The organism is Psychrobacter sp. 1U2 (assembly GCF_051847575.1).
On the sequence record NZ_JBPYDC010000023.1, the window covers coordinates 15,962 to 35,453 of the forward strand.

At 44.8% G+C, this 19,492-nt stretch carries 13 protein-coding genes; 5 read left to right on the plus strand and 8 right to left on the minus strand.

The features are described 5' to 3' along the window. Window positions 1-5: 5 nt before the first annotated feature. Together putA and ACS8FD_RS10765 are read right to left on the minus strand one after the other, a co-directional pair. Window positions 6-3,260, minus strand: coding sequence for a bifunctional proline dehydrogenase/L-glutamate gamma-semialdehyde dehydrogenase PutA (gene putA / locus ACS8FD_RS10760; protein ID WP_439275845.1), 3,255 nt, complete (start codon window positions 3,258-3,260; stop codon window positions 6-8). Window positions 3,261-4,068: 808 nt separating this feature from the next. Continuing rightward, entirely contained in the window at window positions 4,069-5,364 is a 1,296-nt protein-coding gene (locus ACS8FD_RS10765) for an NCS2 family permease (RefSeq protein WP_439275846.1), read from the minus strand. A gap of 804 nt (window positions 5,365-6,168) precedes the next feature. Between ACS8FD_RS10765 and tolQ the strand changes: the two genes are divergently transcribed. The 4 genes from tolQ (at window position 6,169) to ACS8FD_RS10785 (ending at window position 9,810) form a co-directional block, all read left to right on the plus strand. Continuing rightward, entirely contained in the window at window positions 6,169-6,891 is a 723-nt protein-coding gene (tolQ, locus tag ACS8FD_RS10770; protein WP_439275847.1) for a protein TolQ, read from the plus strand. After that, window positions 6,888-7,343: a protein TolR gene (gene tolR, locus ACS8FD_RS10775; RefSeq protein ID WP_439275848.1), complete on the plus strand. Its 456-nt coding sequence runs from the start codon at window positions 6,888-6,890 to the stop codon at window positions 7,341-7,343. Before tolQ ends, tolR begins: the two co-directional genes overlap by 4 nt. A gap of 45 nt (window positions 7,344-7,388) precedes the next feature. After that, window positions 7,389-8,372 (plus strand): cell envelope integrity TolA family protein, encoded by a 984-nt coding sequence (locus tag ACS8FD_RS10780; RefSeq protein WP_439275849.1) that lies wholly within the window; start codon window positions 7,389-7,391, stop codon window positions 8,370-8,372. A gap of 115 nt (window positions 8,373-8,487) precedes the next feature. Beyond that, window positions 8,488-9,810, plus strand: a complete 1,323-nt coding sequence (locus tag ACS8FD_RS10785) for a translocation protein TolB (RefSeq protein ID WP_439275850.1) — start codon at window positions 8,488-8,490, stop codon at window positions 9,808-9,810. 79 nt (window positions 9,811-9,889) lie between these two features. Here the strand turns inward: ACS8FD_RS10785 and ACS8FD_RS10790 are convergent, their stop codons facing one another. The 6 genes from ACS8FD_RS10790 to ACS8FD_RS10815 form a co-directional block, all read right to left on the minus strand. Further along, window positions 9,890-10,549, minus strand: coding sequence for a c-type cytochrome (locus ACS8FD_RS10790; RefSeq protein WP_439275851.1), 660 nt, complete (start codon window positions 10,547-10,549; stop codon window positions 9,890-9,892). A gap of 63 nt (window positions 10,550-10,612) precedes the next feature. Continuing rightward, window positions 10,613-12,214, minus strand: a complete 1,602-nt coding sequence (locus tag ACS8FD_RS10795; protein ID WP_439275852.1) for a flavin monoamine oxidase family protein — start codon at window positions 12,212-12,214, stop codon at window positions 10,613-10,615. A 320-nt stretch (window positions 12,215-12,534) separates the two neighbouring features. Then, entirely contained in the window at window positions 12,535-13,977 is a 1,443-nt protein-coding gene (locus ACS8FD_RS10800) for a cytochrome c (RefSeq protein ID WP_439275853.1), read from the minus strand. A 652-nt stretch (window positions 13,978-14,629) separates the two neighbouring features. Further along, a complete protein-coding gene (locus ACS8FD_RS10805) occupies window positions 14,630-15,235 on the minus strand; it encodes a flavodoxin family protein (protein ID WP_439275854.1) in 606 nt (201 codons plus the stop codon). A gap of 41 nt (window positions 15,236-15,276) precedes the next feature. Continuing rightward, window positions 15,277-16,311, minus strand: coding sequence for a polyphenol oxidase family protein (locus tag ACS8FD_RS10810; RefSeq protein ID WP_439275855.1), 1,035 nt, complete (start codon window positions 16,309-16,311; stop codon window positions 15,277-15,279). A gap of 68 nt (window positions 16,312-16,379) precedes the next feature. Next, window positions 16,380-17,525, minus strand: a complete 1,146-nt coding sequence (locus ACS8FD_RS10815) for an RluA family pseudouridine synthase (RefSeq protein ID WP_439275856.1) — start codon at window positions 17,523-17,525, stop codon at window positions 16,380-16,382. A 733-nt stretch (window positions 17,526-18,258) separates the two neighbouring features. Between ACS8FD_RS10815 and ACS8FD_RS10820 the strand changes: the two genes are divergently transcribed. Further along, complete coding sequence (locus ACS8FD_RS10820; protein WP_439275857.1) at window positions 18,259-19,485, plus strand: outer membrane protein assembly factor BamD; 1,227 nt, start codon at window positions 18,259-18,261, stop codon at window positions 19,483-19,485. The last annotated feature ends 7 nt before the right edge of the window (window positions 19,486-19,492 follow it).

The following is a 19,492-nucleotide window of genomic DNA, read 5'->3' on the forward strand; positions in this document are numbered from 1 at the left end:
ACTCCTTATGCGAGCTCTGTTTGCGTGGATGATTGATTGTTCATACTATGAGTATTATTATCAGCGGCGCTTTGCTCAGTGCTGAGCTTCATTAAACGCGCGACATAATACGGTCCGCCTGCTTTGGGTCCTGTACCAGATAGCCCGGTACCACCGAAAGGTTGAACGTTAACCACTGCACCGATTTGGTTACGGTTAACGTAAGTATTACCCACTAGCACACGGCGCTCGATATGTTCAGCGATGTTTTCTATACGGCTATGGATGCCTAAGGTCAGACCAAAGCCCGTACCGTTAATCGCATCTATCAGCTTATCGAGGTCACGCGCTTGGTAGCGTAGTACATGTAAGATCGGACCAAAATGCTCACCACCGATGACATCGATACTGTTTACTTCAATCGCGGTGGGTAGTACAAAGGTCGCTTCATCTTCACTAACCACTGAGCTTGCGCTCATCGGCGTTTGTCCTAAGATAGTAGCAGTTGATTCGGCTTGCATCCGCGCAATATGCGCCTCTAAGCCTTTTTTAGCATCGCTATCAATAACAGGGCCAACATCAGTTGAAACGTAAGTCGGATTGCCCACTACCAGCTCTGCCATATGCCCTTGTAGTAGCTCGATGATGCCATCGGCGACATCTTCTTGCACGCATAGGATACGACAAGCCGAGCAGCGCTGACCTGCTGAGCCAAACGCGGATAACACGGCATCGGTGACTACTTGCTCAGGCAGTGCGGTTGAGTCGACGATCATCGCGTTTTGACCACCCGTCTCAGCGATCAATATTGGCAGCTCACCACTTGTCTGTGCGTGGTTGTTAAGGCTTTGATTGATACGCTGAGCGGTTTGCGTTGAACCGGTAAAGATGACGCCTGCAATCTTATCAGAGGCAGTCAGTGCGCCGCCCACCTCCCCTGCGCCAACTACGAACTGTAGCGCATCAGCGGGTACGCCAGCTTGATACATCAGCTGCGCGCCAAAATGAGCAATCAAGCTGGTTTGTTCAGCTGGCTTTGCCACTACGGTATTACCAGCTGCGAGCGCAGCTACAATCTGACCGGTATAAATCGCTAAAGGAAAGTTCCATGGGCTAATGCAGACAAAGGTACCCCGAGCTTTATAGACTTGGCGCAGTGGCTTGCCAGATAAGTCGGTCAACTCATGGACTTCAGCTGCTAAGCGCACCGCTTCATCGGCGTAAAACCGGCAAAAATCTACCGCTTCTTTGATCTCATCGATACTATCTTGCATGGTTTTACCCGCTTCAAGCTGACAAAGCGCCATTAGCTCCGCGTAGTTTTCCTCATACAGATCTGCCGTTTTTCGCAGTATCTCAGCACGCCTCGCCGCAGGAACCGCTTGCCATGCTGCTTGACCGGCTACTGCCGCCTCAATGGCTTGGTTAGCAATATCGGCATTAGCGTATTTAACGTCGCCAGCTGTAACATCATGATTCCAGGGCGCATGAATACTTTGGCTATCGAGCTGTTGGGTGCTGCCATCTTTTGTATACTCACTGACCGCTTGACCATCGATGATTGAGGTCGCCGACCAGGTTTTTTTGCGCTGTTCTGCAATCGCAGCTTCAAAAGGCTGCCACTGAGACTCAACGAAGATATTGGGACCATAGCTCGCCTCACGCTGGCCATATATCTCTAATGGCAATGGAATCTCTGGATTGTGCAGATTCTCATTAGCCACTAGCTTGTCATAAGGATGCACGGTTAGCTTATCGATAGGATAAGACTTATCTAATAACTGATGCACGAATGAGCTATTCGCGCCATTCTCCAGTAAACGTCTCACTAAGTACGGCAACAAATCTTGATGCGCGCCAACTGGGGCATAGATACGTACTGGTATCTGATAGGTTTGTAAAATATGATCGTAGAGCGCATCGCCCATACCGTGTAGACGCTGAAACTCAAAGTCTCTGTGACTACTCATAGTCATAACAGCTGCTAAGGTATGCGCATTATGAGTGGCAAACTGCGGCCAAATCAGACCACGTAGATGGTCTGAGAGTAAGAAACGCGCACAAGCCAAATAGGCAGTATCTGTGCCTTCTTTACGCGTCCATACTGGGTAGCCTGATAGGCCTTTTTGTTGAGCCAGTTTAATCTCAGTATCCCAATATGCGCCTTTGACCAAACGCAGTGGAATACGGTCACCAACCTCAGTCGCTAAGCGCGCAAGCCAAGCAAAGATAGCGATGGCGCGCTTAGAGTAGCCTTGGACCACTAGACCCAAACCATCCCAACCGGCGGTAATAGGATCGCGGTATAGCGACTCAAAGAGCTTTAAAGAGATCTCTAAGCGATCGGCTTCTTCGGCATCGATACTTAGATCAACGTTAACTTCGCGTGCCGCCTCAATAAGTAGTAAGCAGCGCTGACGCAAGCGCCCAAATACTTGTGCTTCTTGGGTCGCTTCATAACGCGGATGTAGTGCAGATAGTTTGATAGAAACAGAAGGCTTTGGCATTCCTTCTTTTACTTTGATATTAGCAGTAGACTTAATCGCATGCAGATAATCATTGAAGTATTTTTCAGCATCCTTATTAGTGATAGCCGCCTCACCTAGCATATCGAAGGAATAAGTATAGCCTTTATTGCGGTAAGCCTGACTGTTGCGACTGGCATCTTCAATACTTTCACCAAGCACAAACTGATGTCCCATAATGCGCATCGCTTTTTGCATAGCCGCGCGAATCATAGGCTCGCCCATCTTTTTAGTCATGCGATCCAAAAATCCTGAAGCGGTTGTACTGCTATCAATACTGACCACCCGCCCGGTCATCATCAGCCCCCAAGTCGAGGCGTTGACCATCATGCCATTATTATCTTTGAGATGTTTTTTCCAATCTGCCACGCTCATCTTGTCACGGATAAGCGCGTCAGCCGTATAGTTATCCGGCACACGAATCAAGGCTTCCGCCAAGCTCATCAGCAAGATGCCTTCTTGCGTATCCAAGCTGTACTCTAATAGTAGCGAGTCCACCATCTTGACAGACTTATTATCACGGCGTACATACTCAACGAGCTTACGCGTCTGTTCACTTGCCGCATCGCGCTCTGCGTCGGTTGGCTTGGCCAAAGGTAATAACTCTGATAGCCAGCGATCTTCATCGACACTGTATAACGGCGAGATACGCGCATACAGCTCATCACTTGATTGTTTAATATAATCAGGCGAAAGCAGCGCTGTCGGCTTAAATAGTATTGGCTCTTGTGGGGTAAACTGATCTAGTGGGTGCATACCAACTCCATAATTATCGTTTAAAAACTATGATAAATAGAGCGTCAAGATTTTTATAATCTCATATCTTTATACTTATGTTTTCAGTTATTAAAGCGATAGGAAACATAACTATTCGCTGATAGAGAATCTAAAATAAAAGAACTCTCTAAAAGCGATTTCTAAAATAGCTATAAATAAAGACAAAAAAACCAAATTATAAAAGATCAGACAGCGCTATCACAAAACGAGCACATCCAGCAAAAGCTGGATACGGTTAAGTAGATCGTTACGTGTTAAACGGACTACGTTAACAATACAAAGGCAAAATAACGTTAAGCGGCATTAGTGCCTTCTTCTTGTCGGTAGTGAAGGAGTGCGATCATAGTCTGAGCTGAGGGTTCTGATAGCGGCAAATATATGATCAGGATGTTGCAAATTCACTGTAAGAAAAACCTCTACGGCGTTGCTTGAGGTGATGCGCTTAACTCGGTCATATTATCATGAAAAAAATATTCAAACTATGGCTAACCAACATTTATTTTCAACCATTATCACCTTTAAAAACAATTAGATACCATAATTGTCTTGCTATTGACGCTTAAGATATCTTTTTTTATTTACTCTTTGTCTACTTTATGCGTGTAGCCATTCTTATAATAAGCCAATTAACGGCTAATAGACGACAGCAGCACCTTATGAAGAAGTGCGTTTTATTCAGTTATCCTCTTAAGAGAGAACACTAAAACTCCATAAAAAAACCCTTCTTATCTAGATAGATAAGAAGGGTTAGATTGGCATAAAAATTTCGTAAAGCGATATATAGGCTTTAGACAAATATAATCTTGGCGAGCAACACTATCGTTAATATCCAGACCGCTATACTGATATCAGCAAACTTACCGGTTAATGACTTAGCAGCAGTGTAAGTGATAAATCCAAGCGCAATACCATCGGCGATAGAATAAGTTAAGGGGGTAAATAATAGCACGACGACGACTGGCCCCGCCTCAGTCAAGTCAAACCATTCCACATCTTTTAGAGTAGCTAGCATCAGTACTGCGACATAAAAGATAGCGCCGGCAGTAGCATAAGCGGGAATCATACCGGCGAGTGGTGCAAAGAACATACTAAGTAAGAATAGCACCCCAACTGTCACCGCGACTAAGCCCGTACGACCACCAGCTGCAATACCAGATACGCTCTCAACATAGCTGGTCGTTGATGAGGTGCCCAAAATAGTACCTGCGACAGTTGCGGTAGAATCGGCTAATAGTGCTTTACCCATATTTGGTATATTGCCATCTTTATCAACTAAACCTGCCTGCTTAGTGGTGGCAATCAAAGTCCCTGCAGTATCGAATAAATCAACGAATAAAAAAGCAAAGATAACACTGATCATACCGACATTTAGAGCGCCTGCAATATCAACCTGCATGAAAGTCGGTGCCATAGAGGGCGGCGCTGAAATAATACCTGTAAATTGGGTATTACCTGTTAACAGACTGATGAGCGCAACGAGTAAAATACCGATAGTTACTGCGCCAGGTACTTTTTTATAAGCCAAAGCGATAATAACAATAAAGCCAAAAGCCGCCATAGCAGGAGAAAAGGTCGTCATATCCCCTAAGCCTACTAAAGTAGCATCGTTATTGACGATGACGCCAGCACTTTGTAGCGCGATAAACGCTAAGAATGCACCAATACCCGCCACTACCCCTTGCTTGAGAGAAACCGGAATAGAGTTGATAATGATTTCGCGTATCTTAAAGAGACTCAAAAGTACAAAGATACACCCTGATAAGAATACCGCTCCAAGTGCGACTTGCCAAGTATAGCCCATACCCAGCACTACGCCATAAGTAAAGAAGGCGTTAAGCCCCATCCCAGGCGCTAAGGCTACTGGTAAGCGCGCGTAAATACCCATAATAAAACAACCAATCGCCGCAGCTAAGCAAGTAGCGACGAAGACCGCGCCTTTATCCATCCCCGCATCCGCTAAGACATTCGGGTTGACAAAGATAATGTAGGCCATGGTCAAAAAGGTTGTTAAACCGGCGAGAAGTTCTGTTTTTATGGTGGTGTTGTCACCAGTGATCCCATAATATCGTTCAATTGCGTTCATAGTGTCGCTTCCAAGTTGCATTAATTAAGTATCGCTTCCAAACTAAAATCTCAGTGTTTAACAGGTCGATCAAAAAGTTATCCATACCAAAATTAGCTTGGCACTTTTAGCTCAATGAGGATATTTTTAAACATGTTTTATCATCATGCTGCTAACACACGATGTGATGTAGAATGGTTTTTAAGCGATACGAGAAGAAGCTTATCTAGTTTAGTCATTCTAGCCGAATGAGTTTATAACGTAACGTCTTTAGAAGTCTCGCCTCCGTCTTTAAGATAAAGTTGACGTCATTATCATCTCATTCTCTCTAACAAAATCAGTTATGATGACAAGGTCTGATTTTGCGTTTTGTATTGCTTTAGCTTTGACAAGGTTGTCGCTATCAGCAGTGGTGCTTTGTAGAATAAACACGTTTTAAAATTAGTGATAACTTGCCTCAAGCCGTAGTATATAAAAAAATATACTTTGTGACAATTAAGTAAGTTAAAACTACAATTCAACCTGCATGCTAAACCATATTATATTTACAACTTTTTGTCATCCGTTATTTAGCAAAATTGATGACTAGCAATTTTTTAATACATTAATAATGACCTTTTTATCATTTAGACGTACACTAACGGGTTAATATGACCCAGAAGTATTTGAATACCCAATCGTTTTTTAGCTCTGTTGTTTTATACACCCCTATTGTCAACAATATTGATTTATAATCATTGAGTCATTCATTCGCTTTTACGTCCTTTTATTAGTTTTGAGTATGCTGTCTGTTCTAGCTATCGTTAATTACCGTGAGTCCATTAGATGCCTGAATCTTTAAATATTATCGACCTTATCACCCAAGCGAGTCTGCTGGTGCAAATCGTGATGGCCCTATTATTATTGGCCTCACTGCTTAGTTGGGTGGTTATTTTTCGGCTCAGCGCGCGTTTAGGTAGTGCCAAAAGCTTCGATGAGCAGTTTGAGACTTGGTTTTGGTCAGGCGAAGATCTTGCCAAGCTCTATCAAGGCGTACAAGGCTCGCCTGATCGACAAGGTCTTGAGCAGATTTTTTATGTTGGGTTCTCTGAATATCTAAGAATGCACAAAAAGCGCCAACCCAAAGACGATATTATTGACGGTGTTGAGCGCAAGCTGCGCGTTGGTCTTGGCCGTCAGCAGCAGCTTTTAGAGTCAGGCCTGACGACGCTGGCAAGTATAGGATCGGTAGCTCCCTACGTTGGTTTATTCGGTACGGTTTGGGGTATTATGAATGCTTTTTTAGGCTTATCACAAACCGAGCAGGCCACTCTTGCCTCTGTCGCACCTGGTATCGCTGAAGCACTAATTGCTACCGCTATGGGGCTATTTGCCGCTATTCCGGCGGTCTTAGCTTACAATCACTTCACAGCTAAATCAGCACGGCTTTATGAGTCGCGCGCCTTATTCTGTGATGAGATGACCGGCATGCTTCAGCGCGAAACCAGTATTGAAAACCAGGCGGCTACTACTCAGGTTATGAAGAGCGCTCAAGGTACTGCTCTATGAAGCCAAGCCCGTATAAGCGTCAAAAAGCCACGCTCAATAGCGAGATGAACGTCGTGCCTTACATCGACGTGATGCTAGTGCTGTTAGTGATTTTTATGGTGACCGCGCCGATGTTGACGACTGGCGTAGAAGTCGACTTGCCTAAAGAGCAAGCGGCAAGCATGAGTCAAAATCAGCTACCGATTATCGTCTCTTTGACCGATACTGGTGAGATCTTTATGAGTTATGAGGATAATATAGATGTACCTGTCAGTGAGCCTGAGCTGATTAATACTCTATTCAATCTACAAACTCAAAGTAATAATGAAACAGGACAACCACTACAAATTATGATTAATGCCGATCAAAACAATCAATACAGCGCTATCGTTTCGCTAATGGCAAACTTGCAGCAAGCCGGTATTGAGAAAGTCGGACTACTCACCGGCCCGCCTCTGCCTATGCCGCAATAAGAAAATGCGATCGTTACCCTTTAACTTAGATGCCCACTCATACTTATGAATAATGCGCCCCTCGTCTATATCCCAACTCAGCCTGAAAGTGATGGGCTAACGATGCCTACGCTGCTCAGTTTGCTCGCGCACGGTATAGTGCTCGGCCTACTGATCTACACTTATCAGCAGCCAAGTTTAGAGACAAGCGGCGCGATTGAGACAACGATGGTGTCGCCTGAGCAATTGGCTGAGATGCAGACTCAGATATTGAGTAATCGCGCCGCAGCTGAAGCGGCTAGTCAAGCTAATAGCACCTTGCCAACTGAAACCTTTGAGCGCACTGCCAGCAACCCTTCTGCAGATTCTTTAGAATCTACACCATCAAGCTCACAAAGGGTGCCAGTATTTATGCGCTCTGATGACGCGGCTGATGAGCCTATACTCATGAGCCAAGATCAGCAGCAACGACTGGCTGAACAATCAGCAGATTATGAGCGCAATCTAGCGGAATGGAATGCTCAGTCTGAGGCATTAGCGAGCGAGAGACTCGAGCAAGTCGAACAACGCCAGCAAGAAGATAGTGAAGAAGAGCGCGAACGACTCAAAGAGTATCGTAATAAACAAAAAAACACGACGAACCCTAGAATAAATCGTCCTAGCAAAACTGATCGTAATATAGAGATAGAAACTGGACTTCCAAGCAGCACAGGTAAAACCTTTGATTTATCAGAAGGTCAATCAACGGCTGATAGCAGACCAGCTAATAACAATAGTAGCGCTTCGCGTTCTACGGGTGATTTTAAAAAAAGCATAGCCGCTAAAATTCAGAGGAATTTAAAAGCACCGCTTGAAACCCAAGGTATTACTGCTAAAGTGGCTTTAAGATTAGATAATCAAGGCAACGTGTTATCCGCCGTAGCCACCGGCTCTAATAGTGCTGTTAATAATGCCGCAGAAAAAGCCGCTTTTGCCGCAAGTCCTTTACCAATCGATTTAGCCAACCCTGCCAGCTTTGCAGCTTTAAATATCAACGTTGTGGTTCAATAGATTAGGGTAAAAGTACTCTGGGCATAGTGCAAAAGATGACTAAATTAGAGCCTTTTTACATTTATCTCTCATCGCCGATTATTTTAGAACTATTATTAACTTAGGGCATTCACCTATGAAATTATTACCTTTAAAGCTACCAACCTTCTCAGCTCTAAATATAGCGTCAGCTTCGTTATTGTTAACGCCATTGATGTTCGCTCCTCTATATTCTGCCAATGCCGCGCCTATGGAGATCGATGTTACGGTGGTCGCGCCAAGACAACAAAACCAAGTCGCTTTTGTACCCTTTGCAGGTGACCGTGTTTTATCTTCTATTATCTTAAACGATTTAAGCCGAACCGAACTAAAGGTTACAAGCCAAGGCTTACCGCAGCAGCCGCATAGTAGTAGTGAGCTTGCAGGCACTCTGCCGGTTTGGCAAAGTATGGGTATCCCCTACTTAGTCGTCGGTAGCACTCGCAGCAATCGCGGTCAAGTGACCACAGAGTATGAGGTAATCGATGTCAAATCTGGTCGTATCATTCAAGGCAAACAAAGCTTGACTGCTAAAAATGATGCTCAGAGCATGCGCTATGCCGGTCATGTGATAGCCGATAAAGTCTACGAGCTCATCACTGGTACGCCAGGTGATTTTTCGGGTCGTATCGCTTATATTGAGGAAACTGGCGTCGGTAAAAATAAAGTCTCGCGCTTGAAGGTAATAGACGCTGATGGCGAGAATGCTAGAACGATGACAGAGGTACAAGGCTCTATTTTCTCGCCTGCTTGGTCTCCTGATGGTAACCGTATCGCTTATTCCGTCCAGCGCGAGAAGTCCTATCCAGTCATCTACGTTCAAAATGTGAGTGGCGGCGGAGCCACGGCTATCGCCAATTATCAAGGCAGCAACCTGAGTCCCTCATTCTCTCCTGATGGCAGCAAAATCTTATTCTCTAGCAGCTTTGAGGGCAGCGCTGATATCTATCAGATCAACGCTAATGGCGGGAACCTACGTAAGCTTATCAACTGGCCAAGTAGCGAAGTACAGCCAAACTACGCGCCTGATGGTCAGTCTTTTGTTTTTGTCTCTGATAAAGCGGGCTTTAACAAACCGCAAATCTATCGTTATGAGTTTGGCTCAGGGCGCACGACTAAAGTCTCTAACAGCAGCTATGCGACAAGCCCGCAGTTCAGTAGTGATGGTACGCAGATTGCCTTTTTGAACGGTAGCTCAGCAGCTATTATGAATAGTGGCGGCGGGATAACTGCGAATTTGGGAAATACCGGTATCGATGAAGCGCCTAGCTTCTCACCTAATGGCAAGCGCGTGGTTTATGCTTCAAGACAAGGTGGTAAAGGCGTATTGACCATTAAATCTCTCACGGGTGGTAACGCTATAAATGTGCCTAGCAGTGGTACGGTGCGCTCCCCTGTTTGGTCAGCCAGTCCTAAATAGTCCGCTGAAAGCGTTCTATTTTTGAAAACACAAAAAAGCGCTCAATAGCAATATTGAGCGCTTTTTATGTAAGCTTGTTTTATTCACTAGGATCATAACCTGGGGGATTGGCATGTCTTAGTTGTTCGACATCAGCTGCGGTTACCTCGGCTTTATAGTCATTAAGATCATTCATAACATACTGTGTCACTGCCGCCATCTGCTCATTATTCATCATCATATGAAAAGAGGGCATGCCCCGAAAACCATTGATCAAGATACCGATAGTGTAATATTTAGACTCCATCTTTTCGTTGTCCGCTAAAGGGGGGTAATAGCCCGCACCATAAGCGCCTTTACCATCATGCATATGACAACCTGCACACGAATCATGATAGAGCTTTTTGCCATCAGTGGTCACAAAAGCATTGGTTTGCTGCTCTCTAGTGACTGGATCTACAATTTCAAATTTAGCTTGCCACTTTGCCAATTCCGGATCATCCTCCATAACAGGCAAGGAGCTCTGATCGACGATATTGGTTGGTGGCGCTGCTAGCTCTTCACGAGTCATATAAACACCGCCCCAAGCACCGTTATTGCGGCTAGCTTGATTATCTATTGCAGTCACTGCATCTTGTTTACTCGCGATAGTTTCCGCCTCTTCGTTTTGACTACAAGCTGTCAATGCCAAACTCATCGCTGCTATCAGCGTCACCGTCAGCATCTTGGGTGTCCTGTTTTTCATAGTGATAATATCCATGATGGCCTCTAGTTTCTTTATTCTCAAAATACAATTAAATGTGGATCAGAACTTATAGACGAGCTAACCGAGCATTTTCGCTTTTTTGTGTAAGCGATTAGCAGTATCAATCCCTGATAAGATAGCTCCTTCTTGCCAAGCTGGAATATGAGAACAATGCTCGCCCGTTAAGACGATACGGTTATCGATACTACAAAGTGTATCGTAGTGCTGATTACGGCTAGACTCACTCCATATACCGTAACAGCCTAATGTCCATGGCACTCTATGCCAAACCACTGAAGTACCCGCACGAAACTCTTTAGGATACTGCGGATGAATGTATTTACCATAAGCTAAGGCCACGTTAATACGCTCTTGCGGGGTTAAAGTGTTAAACTTATAAGAGGTTGGACCATAACCATAAGCGCCTAATAATACCCCACTACCCGTTTTGAACATATTCTCTGAGGGATAGGCGATTTGTGCAATAGGCATATCAGTATAAGTTAAGCCACCATATATCCATTCATCTTCTTCCCAAAAGCGGCGGTTGAACTCAAGACCAACTTTATAAGAGGTATCATAGGGAACCGCTGCCATTGCCTGCTTCATCGGTTTTGAGACGTTAATATCAATTTGGGTCAGTACGGTAAGCGGAATATTACAGATGCACCAATCTGCCCGTACTGATTTGGTCGCGCCATCAGGGCTATTGCTATCGACATAGTCGACTGTCACACCCGTATCATCTTGATTGATCTTAGTGACTTTAGCATTGAATTCAATCATATCGCGGCATTCGCGAGTGAAAGCATCGCCGATCTTACCCATACCACCAACAGGCTGGAACATGGTCGGCTGATGGGCGTAAGTCATATGATTACTATAAATGTCTGCCCACATGCCAGAGTTGAGTAGTTCACTAATAGGCAAAGGCTTAGAGGGCTGCTCATCCGGCATTAAACCACCGCCCGGAAAGACACTATAACCGCGATGTTTACTAGTAGCATTGCTAGGAGTATAGCGATAATCATTATCTAAGACTCCCCAGCCTCTAAGGCCTTCAAGCAGCTTCTCTTTATCTTCAGTATTGACTGAACGATCGAGGCCGCCGACGTTAACAGATTTAGATAATAGCTCTGCAACCTGACCTTGAATGTCGTTTTTTACATCGCCGAGACGCTGCGGTACGCCGCCGAAGTGCGTAGTGCGGTGCAGATAGGCATGGTCGTTCGTTTGAATAAAAGGCTGCATCTCTACACCAAACTTTTTGCAGTAATGAAATACGGCATAATGATGGCTAGGTAAGCGCCAAGGGCCACCGTTGAAGTAGTTGCCTTCTTCAAAATCGCAAGTGACTTCTTCACCGCCAAGCTCTGTGTATTTATCCCCGCTATGGAGCGTCCAACTACGACCACCACCGCGATTTTGGTACTCTAGCACTTTGACATCGTAGCCAGCTTTACGTAACTCGTAAGCTGCCGTTAGTCCGCCAAGCCCGGCACCAAGAATAACAATACTGGCTCCAGGAGGCGCGCCTGATAGATCCATTGACTCTTTGAAAGTAGACTCAGAGGCGAACCCTAAAGTGGTCATGGCTTGATACATAGCCGTGGCCCCGGCAGTCTTACCGATCATTGACAGCAGTTGGCGCCGTGTTGGTGATTGAAGCATATCTTTCATGATGTTGTCCTTTTGGTATGACGGTCATGCTAACTAAGCGTATTAATAAATGATTGATACCTCTGTTTATGAGCTCAGTGGTCTCTATGTTGTGAGTAAAAACGAGAGACCATGGAGTCTATCTAAATCAATTATTATTGCCCTGTCGTTTACCCTATAATTATTTTGAATACGATATTTTTTAGTATTAATCTTAGTAGGAATATCAGTTGTGTAATTTGCAGTCGTTTCTCGATAAGAGGTGCGTTACTCTTGTTAAGCCGTCAAGTGAGCTGAGTATGAAACAGCTCAACAAAGACCGCGACTGCTAAAAGGTTATTTTAGTCATAACGTCTTGAGCGTATAATCGCGCGAACAATAAAGAAAATAACCACGATAGCAACGATGATCCCAAGAGCGGCCAGCCAGCCTGCATATTTTATTAAAAAGGGCTGCGCAGGTTCAGCAGTGATCACTTGATCAACATCATCAGCAGTTAAATTACTGCTAGGCAAGCTACCAAATTTGACCCGGACATAGTTGGCGATATTAGCGATTTGCTCACTACTCAGCTCTTCTTCAAACCCAGGCATTTTTGGACTGGTATTGGTTGGGCCTTCTGCTCCATGAGCGATGACATTAATCAAAGCATTGGGGCTTTCACTACGAATGCTGCTTAGACCTACGATAGGTGCGTAGCGAGCATCCGGCTGGGCATAACCATTGACACCATGACAGCTGGCACAAGCAGATAAGTATAGGGCTTCTGGAGAGTTAGGACCTCCAGTGACTTGTGCTTTGGCTTGCGTGAGATAATCATCCTGATCTAGCAGATCATGAGTGATAGACTCGTTGATTGGGCTAGGTAGACGCGACGCATCTACAGGTTCGACCTTATTTTGGGTTTGTACGACAGGGACTGCTTTTAGATAAGAAGCGATAGCCCCTAGATCTTCGTCTTTAAGATAACGGGTACTGTGCGCCACAGCCTCTGCCATCGGTCCACCAGCATAGGCACGTTGATCGAGCTGACCGGTGCGTAGATAGGTGACGATATCTTCTTCACTCCAACTGCCGATACCGCTCGACTCGTCAGGGGTAATATTAGGCGCATACCAGTTACCAAGCTCGGCACCTGATAAGTATTTATCTTTATCAAAACCCATGGTACTGTTGCGCGGCGTATGGCAAGTGCCGCAATGGCCAAGGTTATTCACTAAATACTCACCGCGCTGCTGAGTCGGTGTCAGACCTTCACGATTTTCAGTAGAAGGCACGTTGAGCACATTCCAGCCTAGCATTAAGAAGCGAAAGTTAAAGGGGAATGGTAAACTGGTTTTATAATGAGGGGCTTCGTCATAAGCCGGCACCGTTTGCAGATAAGCAAATAAGGCGCTGATGTCTTCATCAGTCATGCCGCTATAGGAGGGGTATGGCATAGCGGGATAAATCATATGATTAGGCGCTCGCCCTTTTTTTAGCGCATTTTCTAGATCTTTCTCAGTATATTTACCGATGCCGTATTGTTTAGAAGGCGTAATATTCGTTGAATAGATATCGCCCATGGGCGTTTCAATAGCATTACCGCCGGTGTAGTCATCGCCATGGCAGGCCATACAGTCAGCAGCGCGGGCAATGTATGCACCTCGATTGACAAGATCGCTGTTGGCAGGGCTGACATTAGGTAGGCTTGCAGCATCAGGTATATTTGCCGCTTGGGCTAATGCAGCAGTAGAGGTGAGACCGATAGCAAACATCGATAGCATCAGATAAAGTGGCTTCATAATATCCTCATATAGCTAGCAGCTTGATTTTTAATTCATTGTTTTGCGTTGATTAGATTGCACAGCGCTTTTAACTTAATGCTCTAAAAAGCTATATCACCTTTATACTGAGCTGTGTCAACGTCATTTAGTGTCTTATTAAGTCAACTTTATATTATTTCTAAATTATTGCTAGTTTATTAACGTATTCCTGCAAAGACTTTACAAAAACGAGACTAGTTTATATGATTCACCCCTGTACAAACGTTTTGTTTTGATAGCACACTCCTTGCAACTGCTCGCATCAGGTATACTTCAACTATTCATTTTTCATGTTTGTTAAGAGACTCCTTATTTTGAAAACTCTATTTAAAGCTACTGTTATACGCGCGCTTACCCTCAGTGCTGTCGTAATATCTGCAGCGCTGCAAAGCGGTTGTCAGTCGATGCAATTTGGCGCTAGTCCTATTCCTGTTATCTCCTACAATGCTTATGGCCAGCCGTAATGCTAGTCTAGAACGCCAGATTATAGTTCCAGCCCACTACTCAAGACGAGTCTCAATAAGTAAACACGCATAACTAAAAAGGCAGATATCATTTAGATATCTGCCTTTTTGCTCGGCTAGCCACTTAGTGACTTTTTATCAATTGTTTTATCAATTGTTTTCGACTATCAACCGTTTGCTGGTTGGTGCTTGATAATCGTCTTAGCTAAATGATTACCAAACCATATCGCAGTATCTATATCGCCTTTACCCGGAGTTTCCTCTGGCGGTCCATCAGCAGATTGCGTCATCAAACCCAAGTAGCTCGATAGCCGGTTTAGATCATTCTCGCCGTGTCCCGTTGGCATCAGTGGCAAACCAATCCAATTCATCCCATGCTGCATACAATACAAATTGATTTGTTGTAATACGGCAAGCTTGTCGCCGCTCAGTCCACCTGAATTGGCAAAGGCTGCCGCCCACTTGCCTTCCCACTTACGATGGAACCAACGCTTTGAGGTCTCCTCCATAAAGATCTTCAGTCCAGCCGTTAAGCTGCCCATATATACCGCACTGCCAAACACAATGAGATCGGCTTGATCCAAAAAATCCCAATCGACATCATGGACATCGATAGCTTTCACTTGTGTATCTGCCAACTGCTGACGAGCGCCTGTAGCGATAGCTTCTGCAACACGCTTGGTATGTCCATAATTACTGTGATAAACAACAGCTATGGATAAGTCAGACGTTCTATTAGGATGGTTTGCCGTCGCGGCTATAGGTGTAGTCATACGGGCTCTAATAATGAATTGGTTTATGGAGTAAGTAGCATTTAGTGGCTGAGGGCAATGATTAAAGCCATACGCCCTGTAGCTGGCTGTTGTAAATGGGTCTGGCGACGATAAGAGTAATAGCTAGTATCCTCATAGCTACAGGCAATAGCGGTATCATTCGCTATTTGTACCCCTAAATGCGCTAGTTGTGCAGCAGCGAGCTTCGGTAAGTTGAGCTTAATTTTATTGGGAGATATATTATCTGTGCTTAGGGTAGCGCGATTTGATAATTTATCAATACTCTTATGTAAATCGCCATTATTGATTTTATTGTTTAGACTGCTGTCATTACTTATCTCGCTTTCCATCAAAGCAGAGCTACTAAATAAAGATGCAAAATTATTGAGAGTTATCGAGTCTAGTAACTCATTATCAGTGCAGCCAACTAATAACTTTTCTAATACTTGAGTACCTACTTCATAATTGGCCTGACTAATACAGGCCCCTATCCAAGCGATGATAGGTTCACTGCTATCGAAACGCTCAGTAGTCGCTTTGATAACTCCGCACGAAATCCCTTGCCAGCCAGCGTGAATCGCTGCAATCTGGCGAGTCGCCGGTTGGTACAACACAATAGGCACACAATCTGCAGTCATAATCGCTAAAGCCGTACCAGCTTGCTTGCTAATCATCGCGTCAGCATCTACCGGGCACATGCTCAGCTTGATGTTATGACGTGCATCATCAGCGCTATTATTAATGTCATAAACCTGCTTGCCATGCACTTGATTGACCCAATGCAGGCGATCAATTATTGGTGGTTGCGCGTTTGAATTTTGCGCGCTTAGCTGCTCATTGATCTTGCTCAATAAGCGCATACGGTTCATCAATACGAGCAAACTGGCGTCATTGACATGTAAGCCTAGATTAAACTCCCCATAGCTTGCTTGGCCTTTTTGCAATTGCTCGCTTTTGGCCGCAAGCAGGTCATTATCATCAGCAGTAAAAGCTTGGGTTTGAAAAATATAGACACCGTCAAGCTGAGCGATTAATCGCACTGGTGGCTCGCCTAAAGCCGCTGTCTTATCCATCATATTCTGCGCTTCACATAGGTTTAAATTAGCGTGGTACATTGGCTTAAAAATGAGCTTACAAGCAGTTATTATAAATCATAATCGTCGCTTAATACCGCTATGAGCTGCTGCATATCTTCTGGTATTGGCACGGTGACTTCGATATCTTCACCAGTAAGCGGGTGCACGAATCCTAAAGCGTAAGCATGCAGAGCTTGACGCGGGAAACTACCGATAGTTTGGCGCTGCTCCTCGCTTAAACCGGCACGCAACTGACGACGACCCCCATAGACCCGATCACCAACGATAGGATGGCTGATATGACTCAAGTGCACTCGGATTTGATGCGTGCGTCCGGTCTCAAGGCCGACATCTAATAAACAGTAGTTTTCATTTAAAGGGGTAATCTTCAATAGATGGGTAACTGCTTCGCGTCCAGCAGTCATGACCGTCATTTTGGTACGCTGGTTGCGGTGGCGACCGATAGGCGCATCGATCCTTTGATGCCGCCTTAAACTGGCCTGATCTCCTGCAACCACACACTGATAATGACGATATACACTCTTATCTTTGAGTTGCTCCATCAGCGCCATTTGCGCCGGTTTGGTTTTACCGATCAATAGCAGCCCTGAGGTATCTTTATCGATACGATGGACCAAACCTGCGCGCGGCAAATGGTGCTGCTGCGGATAGTGATATAATAGCGCATTAACCAGCGTACCTGTTTGATTGCCGGCGCCAGGATGCACCACCATGCCAACTGGCTTATTGATGACGAGTACCGCTTCATCCTCATAGACGACTTCGATAGCGATATTCTCTGGCTGATCTTCACTATGCTGCTGTAGCGTCGTGGATAAATGTAAAACGTCAGCAGCCTTTACCCGGTATTTGGGTCTTTCTACATTGCCATTGCACAGCAAACTACCGTCAGTGATCCATCCTTGGAGTTGCCCGCGCGAGAAATCGGTAAAGACTTGTGAGGTAAGCTTATCAATGCGTAGGCCTGACTCTTTTTCAGTCACGGTATGAGTCACATCAATGACTTCTAATACGCGTTGACCCGCGAGCTGAGAGCCTTGCTGCTCATCGTCCGATTCATCATCGTCTTCTATTTCTTCATCAATAAGACCATCTTCCGCAAGAGAGTCATCATCGAAGTTTACTAACGCTGCTTCATTGTCGATCAGGTCATCATCAGCGTTTAGGGTTGTATTTGTGGCATTATCATTCATAGCATATTCAGTCGTCGTAAAGTCACCATAGTGCACTTTATAGAAATATAGACAATTATTTGATAATTAAAATCACTAACTATCAAAATAAAATACCCGTTAATTAGTGCTATATTGTAGCATGGCAAATGCTCTAGCCCTACAGCGTCATTAAGTTATCTGTTATTAGGGCGGTTAAGTGGTTCATATGCATGTATTGCCTAGTTAGAGCCCGCTATAAATCTGGCTACCAAAGACTATCAAAAATAAACGCGCTCACATCTCTGAAATATAACATCGTGGTAACTTCCTGTATATTTACCCCCATTCACCCTTTTCATTATCGCCCATTGACTCCGCTCGTGCTAAACTATTGCCGTAGCGGTTTGGGGCTTGAGTTACCGTCATTCAGTAGCACTTATTTAACTTAGACTTAATGATATAGTTGATAACGTTCTCAATCTAATTGATTTGGGGTCGGCTATATATCGGTTGAGTATACTAAGTGAGGCACAATGTGAGGCACAATTTTAAGTGGTGAGCACCATGTTAGGTGTTGGGAACAATGTTAGGTAAAATCGCTAAGCTTGCGAAAATAAACTGTGAAAAAATAGACGAAGCTTGCATTATTCTATAAAGTAGGCAGAACTTTTGCTAGTAGCCTATCGATTGGTGCTACTACTGACTTTTATCATTAACCTGTTATGTTGCATAGTAGCGTCGCTGCTATTATGCCTTTTGTGCGGAGAGAAGTATGCGCCCTGTAGGCAACACGTTTATCAAACTATCTTCAATAACCTTGCTTACCTTAAGTGTAAGCTTGGCCGGCTGCCAGACTTTCAAGAACCTAACAGGCGATGATGTAGATGCCATTGAGACGGCCGAAAAGTCTGAACAAGCTTATTATAACGATGCTATTGCGCAAATCGACAAAGGACGTTACAACCAAGCCATCGATGACTTGAATAACTTGCGCACTTTTTATCCGACTGGGCCTTACGCAGAGCAAGCATTGCTAGATGTCATGTACGCTCAGTACGCTAATGATAGCTATGAGCTCGCTGCCGCCAGCGCCGAACAGTTCATTCGTCTTTATCCTTCTAATCCGCAAGTCAGTTACGCCTATTACGTGCGCGGCGTCGCTAATATGGAAGGCTCATCTGATGGCTTAAAAATCTTTAAAGTTAATCAAGCAGAGCGTGACACAGCCTATTTACGTCTTGCCTTTGCCAACTTCCAAGAGCTGGTTAATAAGTATCCCAATAGCCCTTATTCTCCTGATGCCGCTCAGCGTATGACCTTTATCTACAATCAGTTTGCACAAAGCGAACTGACGGCGGCTAACTGGTATATCGAGCGCGAAGCTTATGTCGCGGCCGTCAATCGTGCCAAGTGGGTGGTACAATATTATCCGCTAAGTGAGTCTGTTCCTGAAGCGCTAGCTATCTTAACTTACGCGCATCAAAAGCTTGGGATTACTGATCTTGCCCAAGAGTACCAAACGCTACTACAGATTAACTATCCAAGCTGGTTAACTAATGATGGCCGGGTCAAAATCAACACCAAACGTGATAGCTCTTGGTTAAACAAGCTAACCTTTGGTAAGCTTGGTCGTGCAGGTATTAGCGAGTCCTCGATAGCGACGGGTCAATATACTGGCGCAACCAAAGAGCAGATCATTCGTAGCGCCACTCAGCTACGCCTGCCAAGCGACAATGCTGCTGCCAGCAATGCTAATGCTTCTTCAAGCAACCTAGTCACCGGCGACAATCGCGGTGTCAATATCGGTCTAGGTCTGCCTGAAAATGAAAGCGAGCGCATCACTGACCAAGCAAGCACCGGCTCTACTGCCAGATCCGCTATTGTTAATCCGCAAACCACCAATCCTGTGCGCCGCGCAACCCTACCTGATGACAATACTAGCGAGCGTATTCAGCTCACGCCTGCCGATACGGATGTCATTGAAGAAGACACTGAATAGTCGGCTT

Excerpts from the sequence above, each read along its gene's own strand:
- ACS8FD_RS10800 (WP_439275853.1), bottom strand. The coding sequence starts at position 13,977 with ATGAAGCCACTTTATCTGATGCTATCGATGTTTGCTATCGGTCTCACC.
- ACS8FD_RS10820 (WP_439275857.1), top strand. The coding sequence starts at position 18,259 with ATGCGCCCTGTAGGCAACACGTTTATCAAACTATCTTCAATAACCTTG.
- ACS8FD_RS10785 (WP_439275850.1), top strand. The coding sequence starts at position 8,488 with ATGAAATTATTACCTTTAAAGCTACCAACCTTCTCAGCTCTAAATATA.
- ACS8FD_RS10810 (WP_439275855.1), bottom strand. The coding sequence starts at position 16,311 with ATGATGGATAAGACAGCGGCTTTAGGCGAGCCACCAGTGCGATTAATC.
- ACS8FD_RS10790 (WP_439275851.1), bottom strand. The coding sequence starts at position 10,549 with ATGGATATTATCACTATGAAAAACAGGACACCCAAGATGCTGACGGTG.
- putA (WP_439275845.1), bottom strand. The coding sequence starts at position 3,260 with ATGCACCCACTAGATCAGTTTACCCCACAAGAGCCAATACTATTTAAG.
- ACS8FD_RS10780 (WP_439275849.1), top strand. The coding sequence starts at position 7,389 with ATGAATAATGCGCCCCTCGTCTATATCCCAACTCAGCCTGAAAGTGAT.
- ACS8FD_RS10815 (WP_439275856.1), bottom strand. The coding sequence starts at position 17,525 with ATGAATGATAATGCCACAAATACAACCCTAAACGCTGATGATGACCTG.
- ACS8FD_RS10795 (WP_439275852.1), bottom strand. The coding sequence starts at position 12,214 with ATGAAAGATATGCTTCAATCACCAACACGGCGCCAACTGCTGTCAATG.
- ACS8FD_RS10765 (WP_439275846.1), bottom strand. The coding sequence starts at position 5,364 with ATGAACGCAATTGAACGATATTATGGGATCACTGGTGACAACACCACC.
- tolQ (WP_439275847.1), top strand. The coding sequence starts at position 6,169 with ATGCCTGAATCTTTAAATATTATCGACCTTATCACCCAAGCGAGTCTG.
- ACS8FD_RS10805 (WP_439275854.1), bottom strand. The coding sequence starts at position 15,235 with ATGACTACACCTATAGCCGCGACGGCAAACCATCCTAATAGAACGTCT.
- tolR (WP_439275848.1), top strand. The coding sequence starts at position 6,888 with ATGAAGCCAAGCCCGTATAAGCGTCAAAAAGCCACGCTCAATAGCGAG.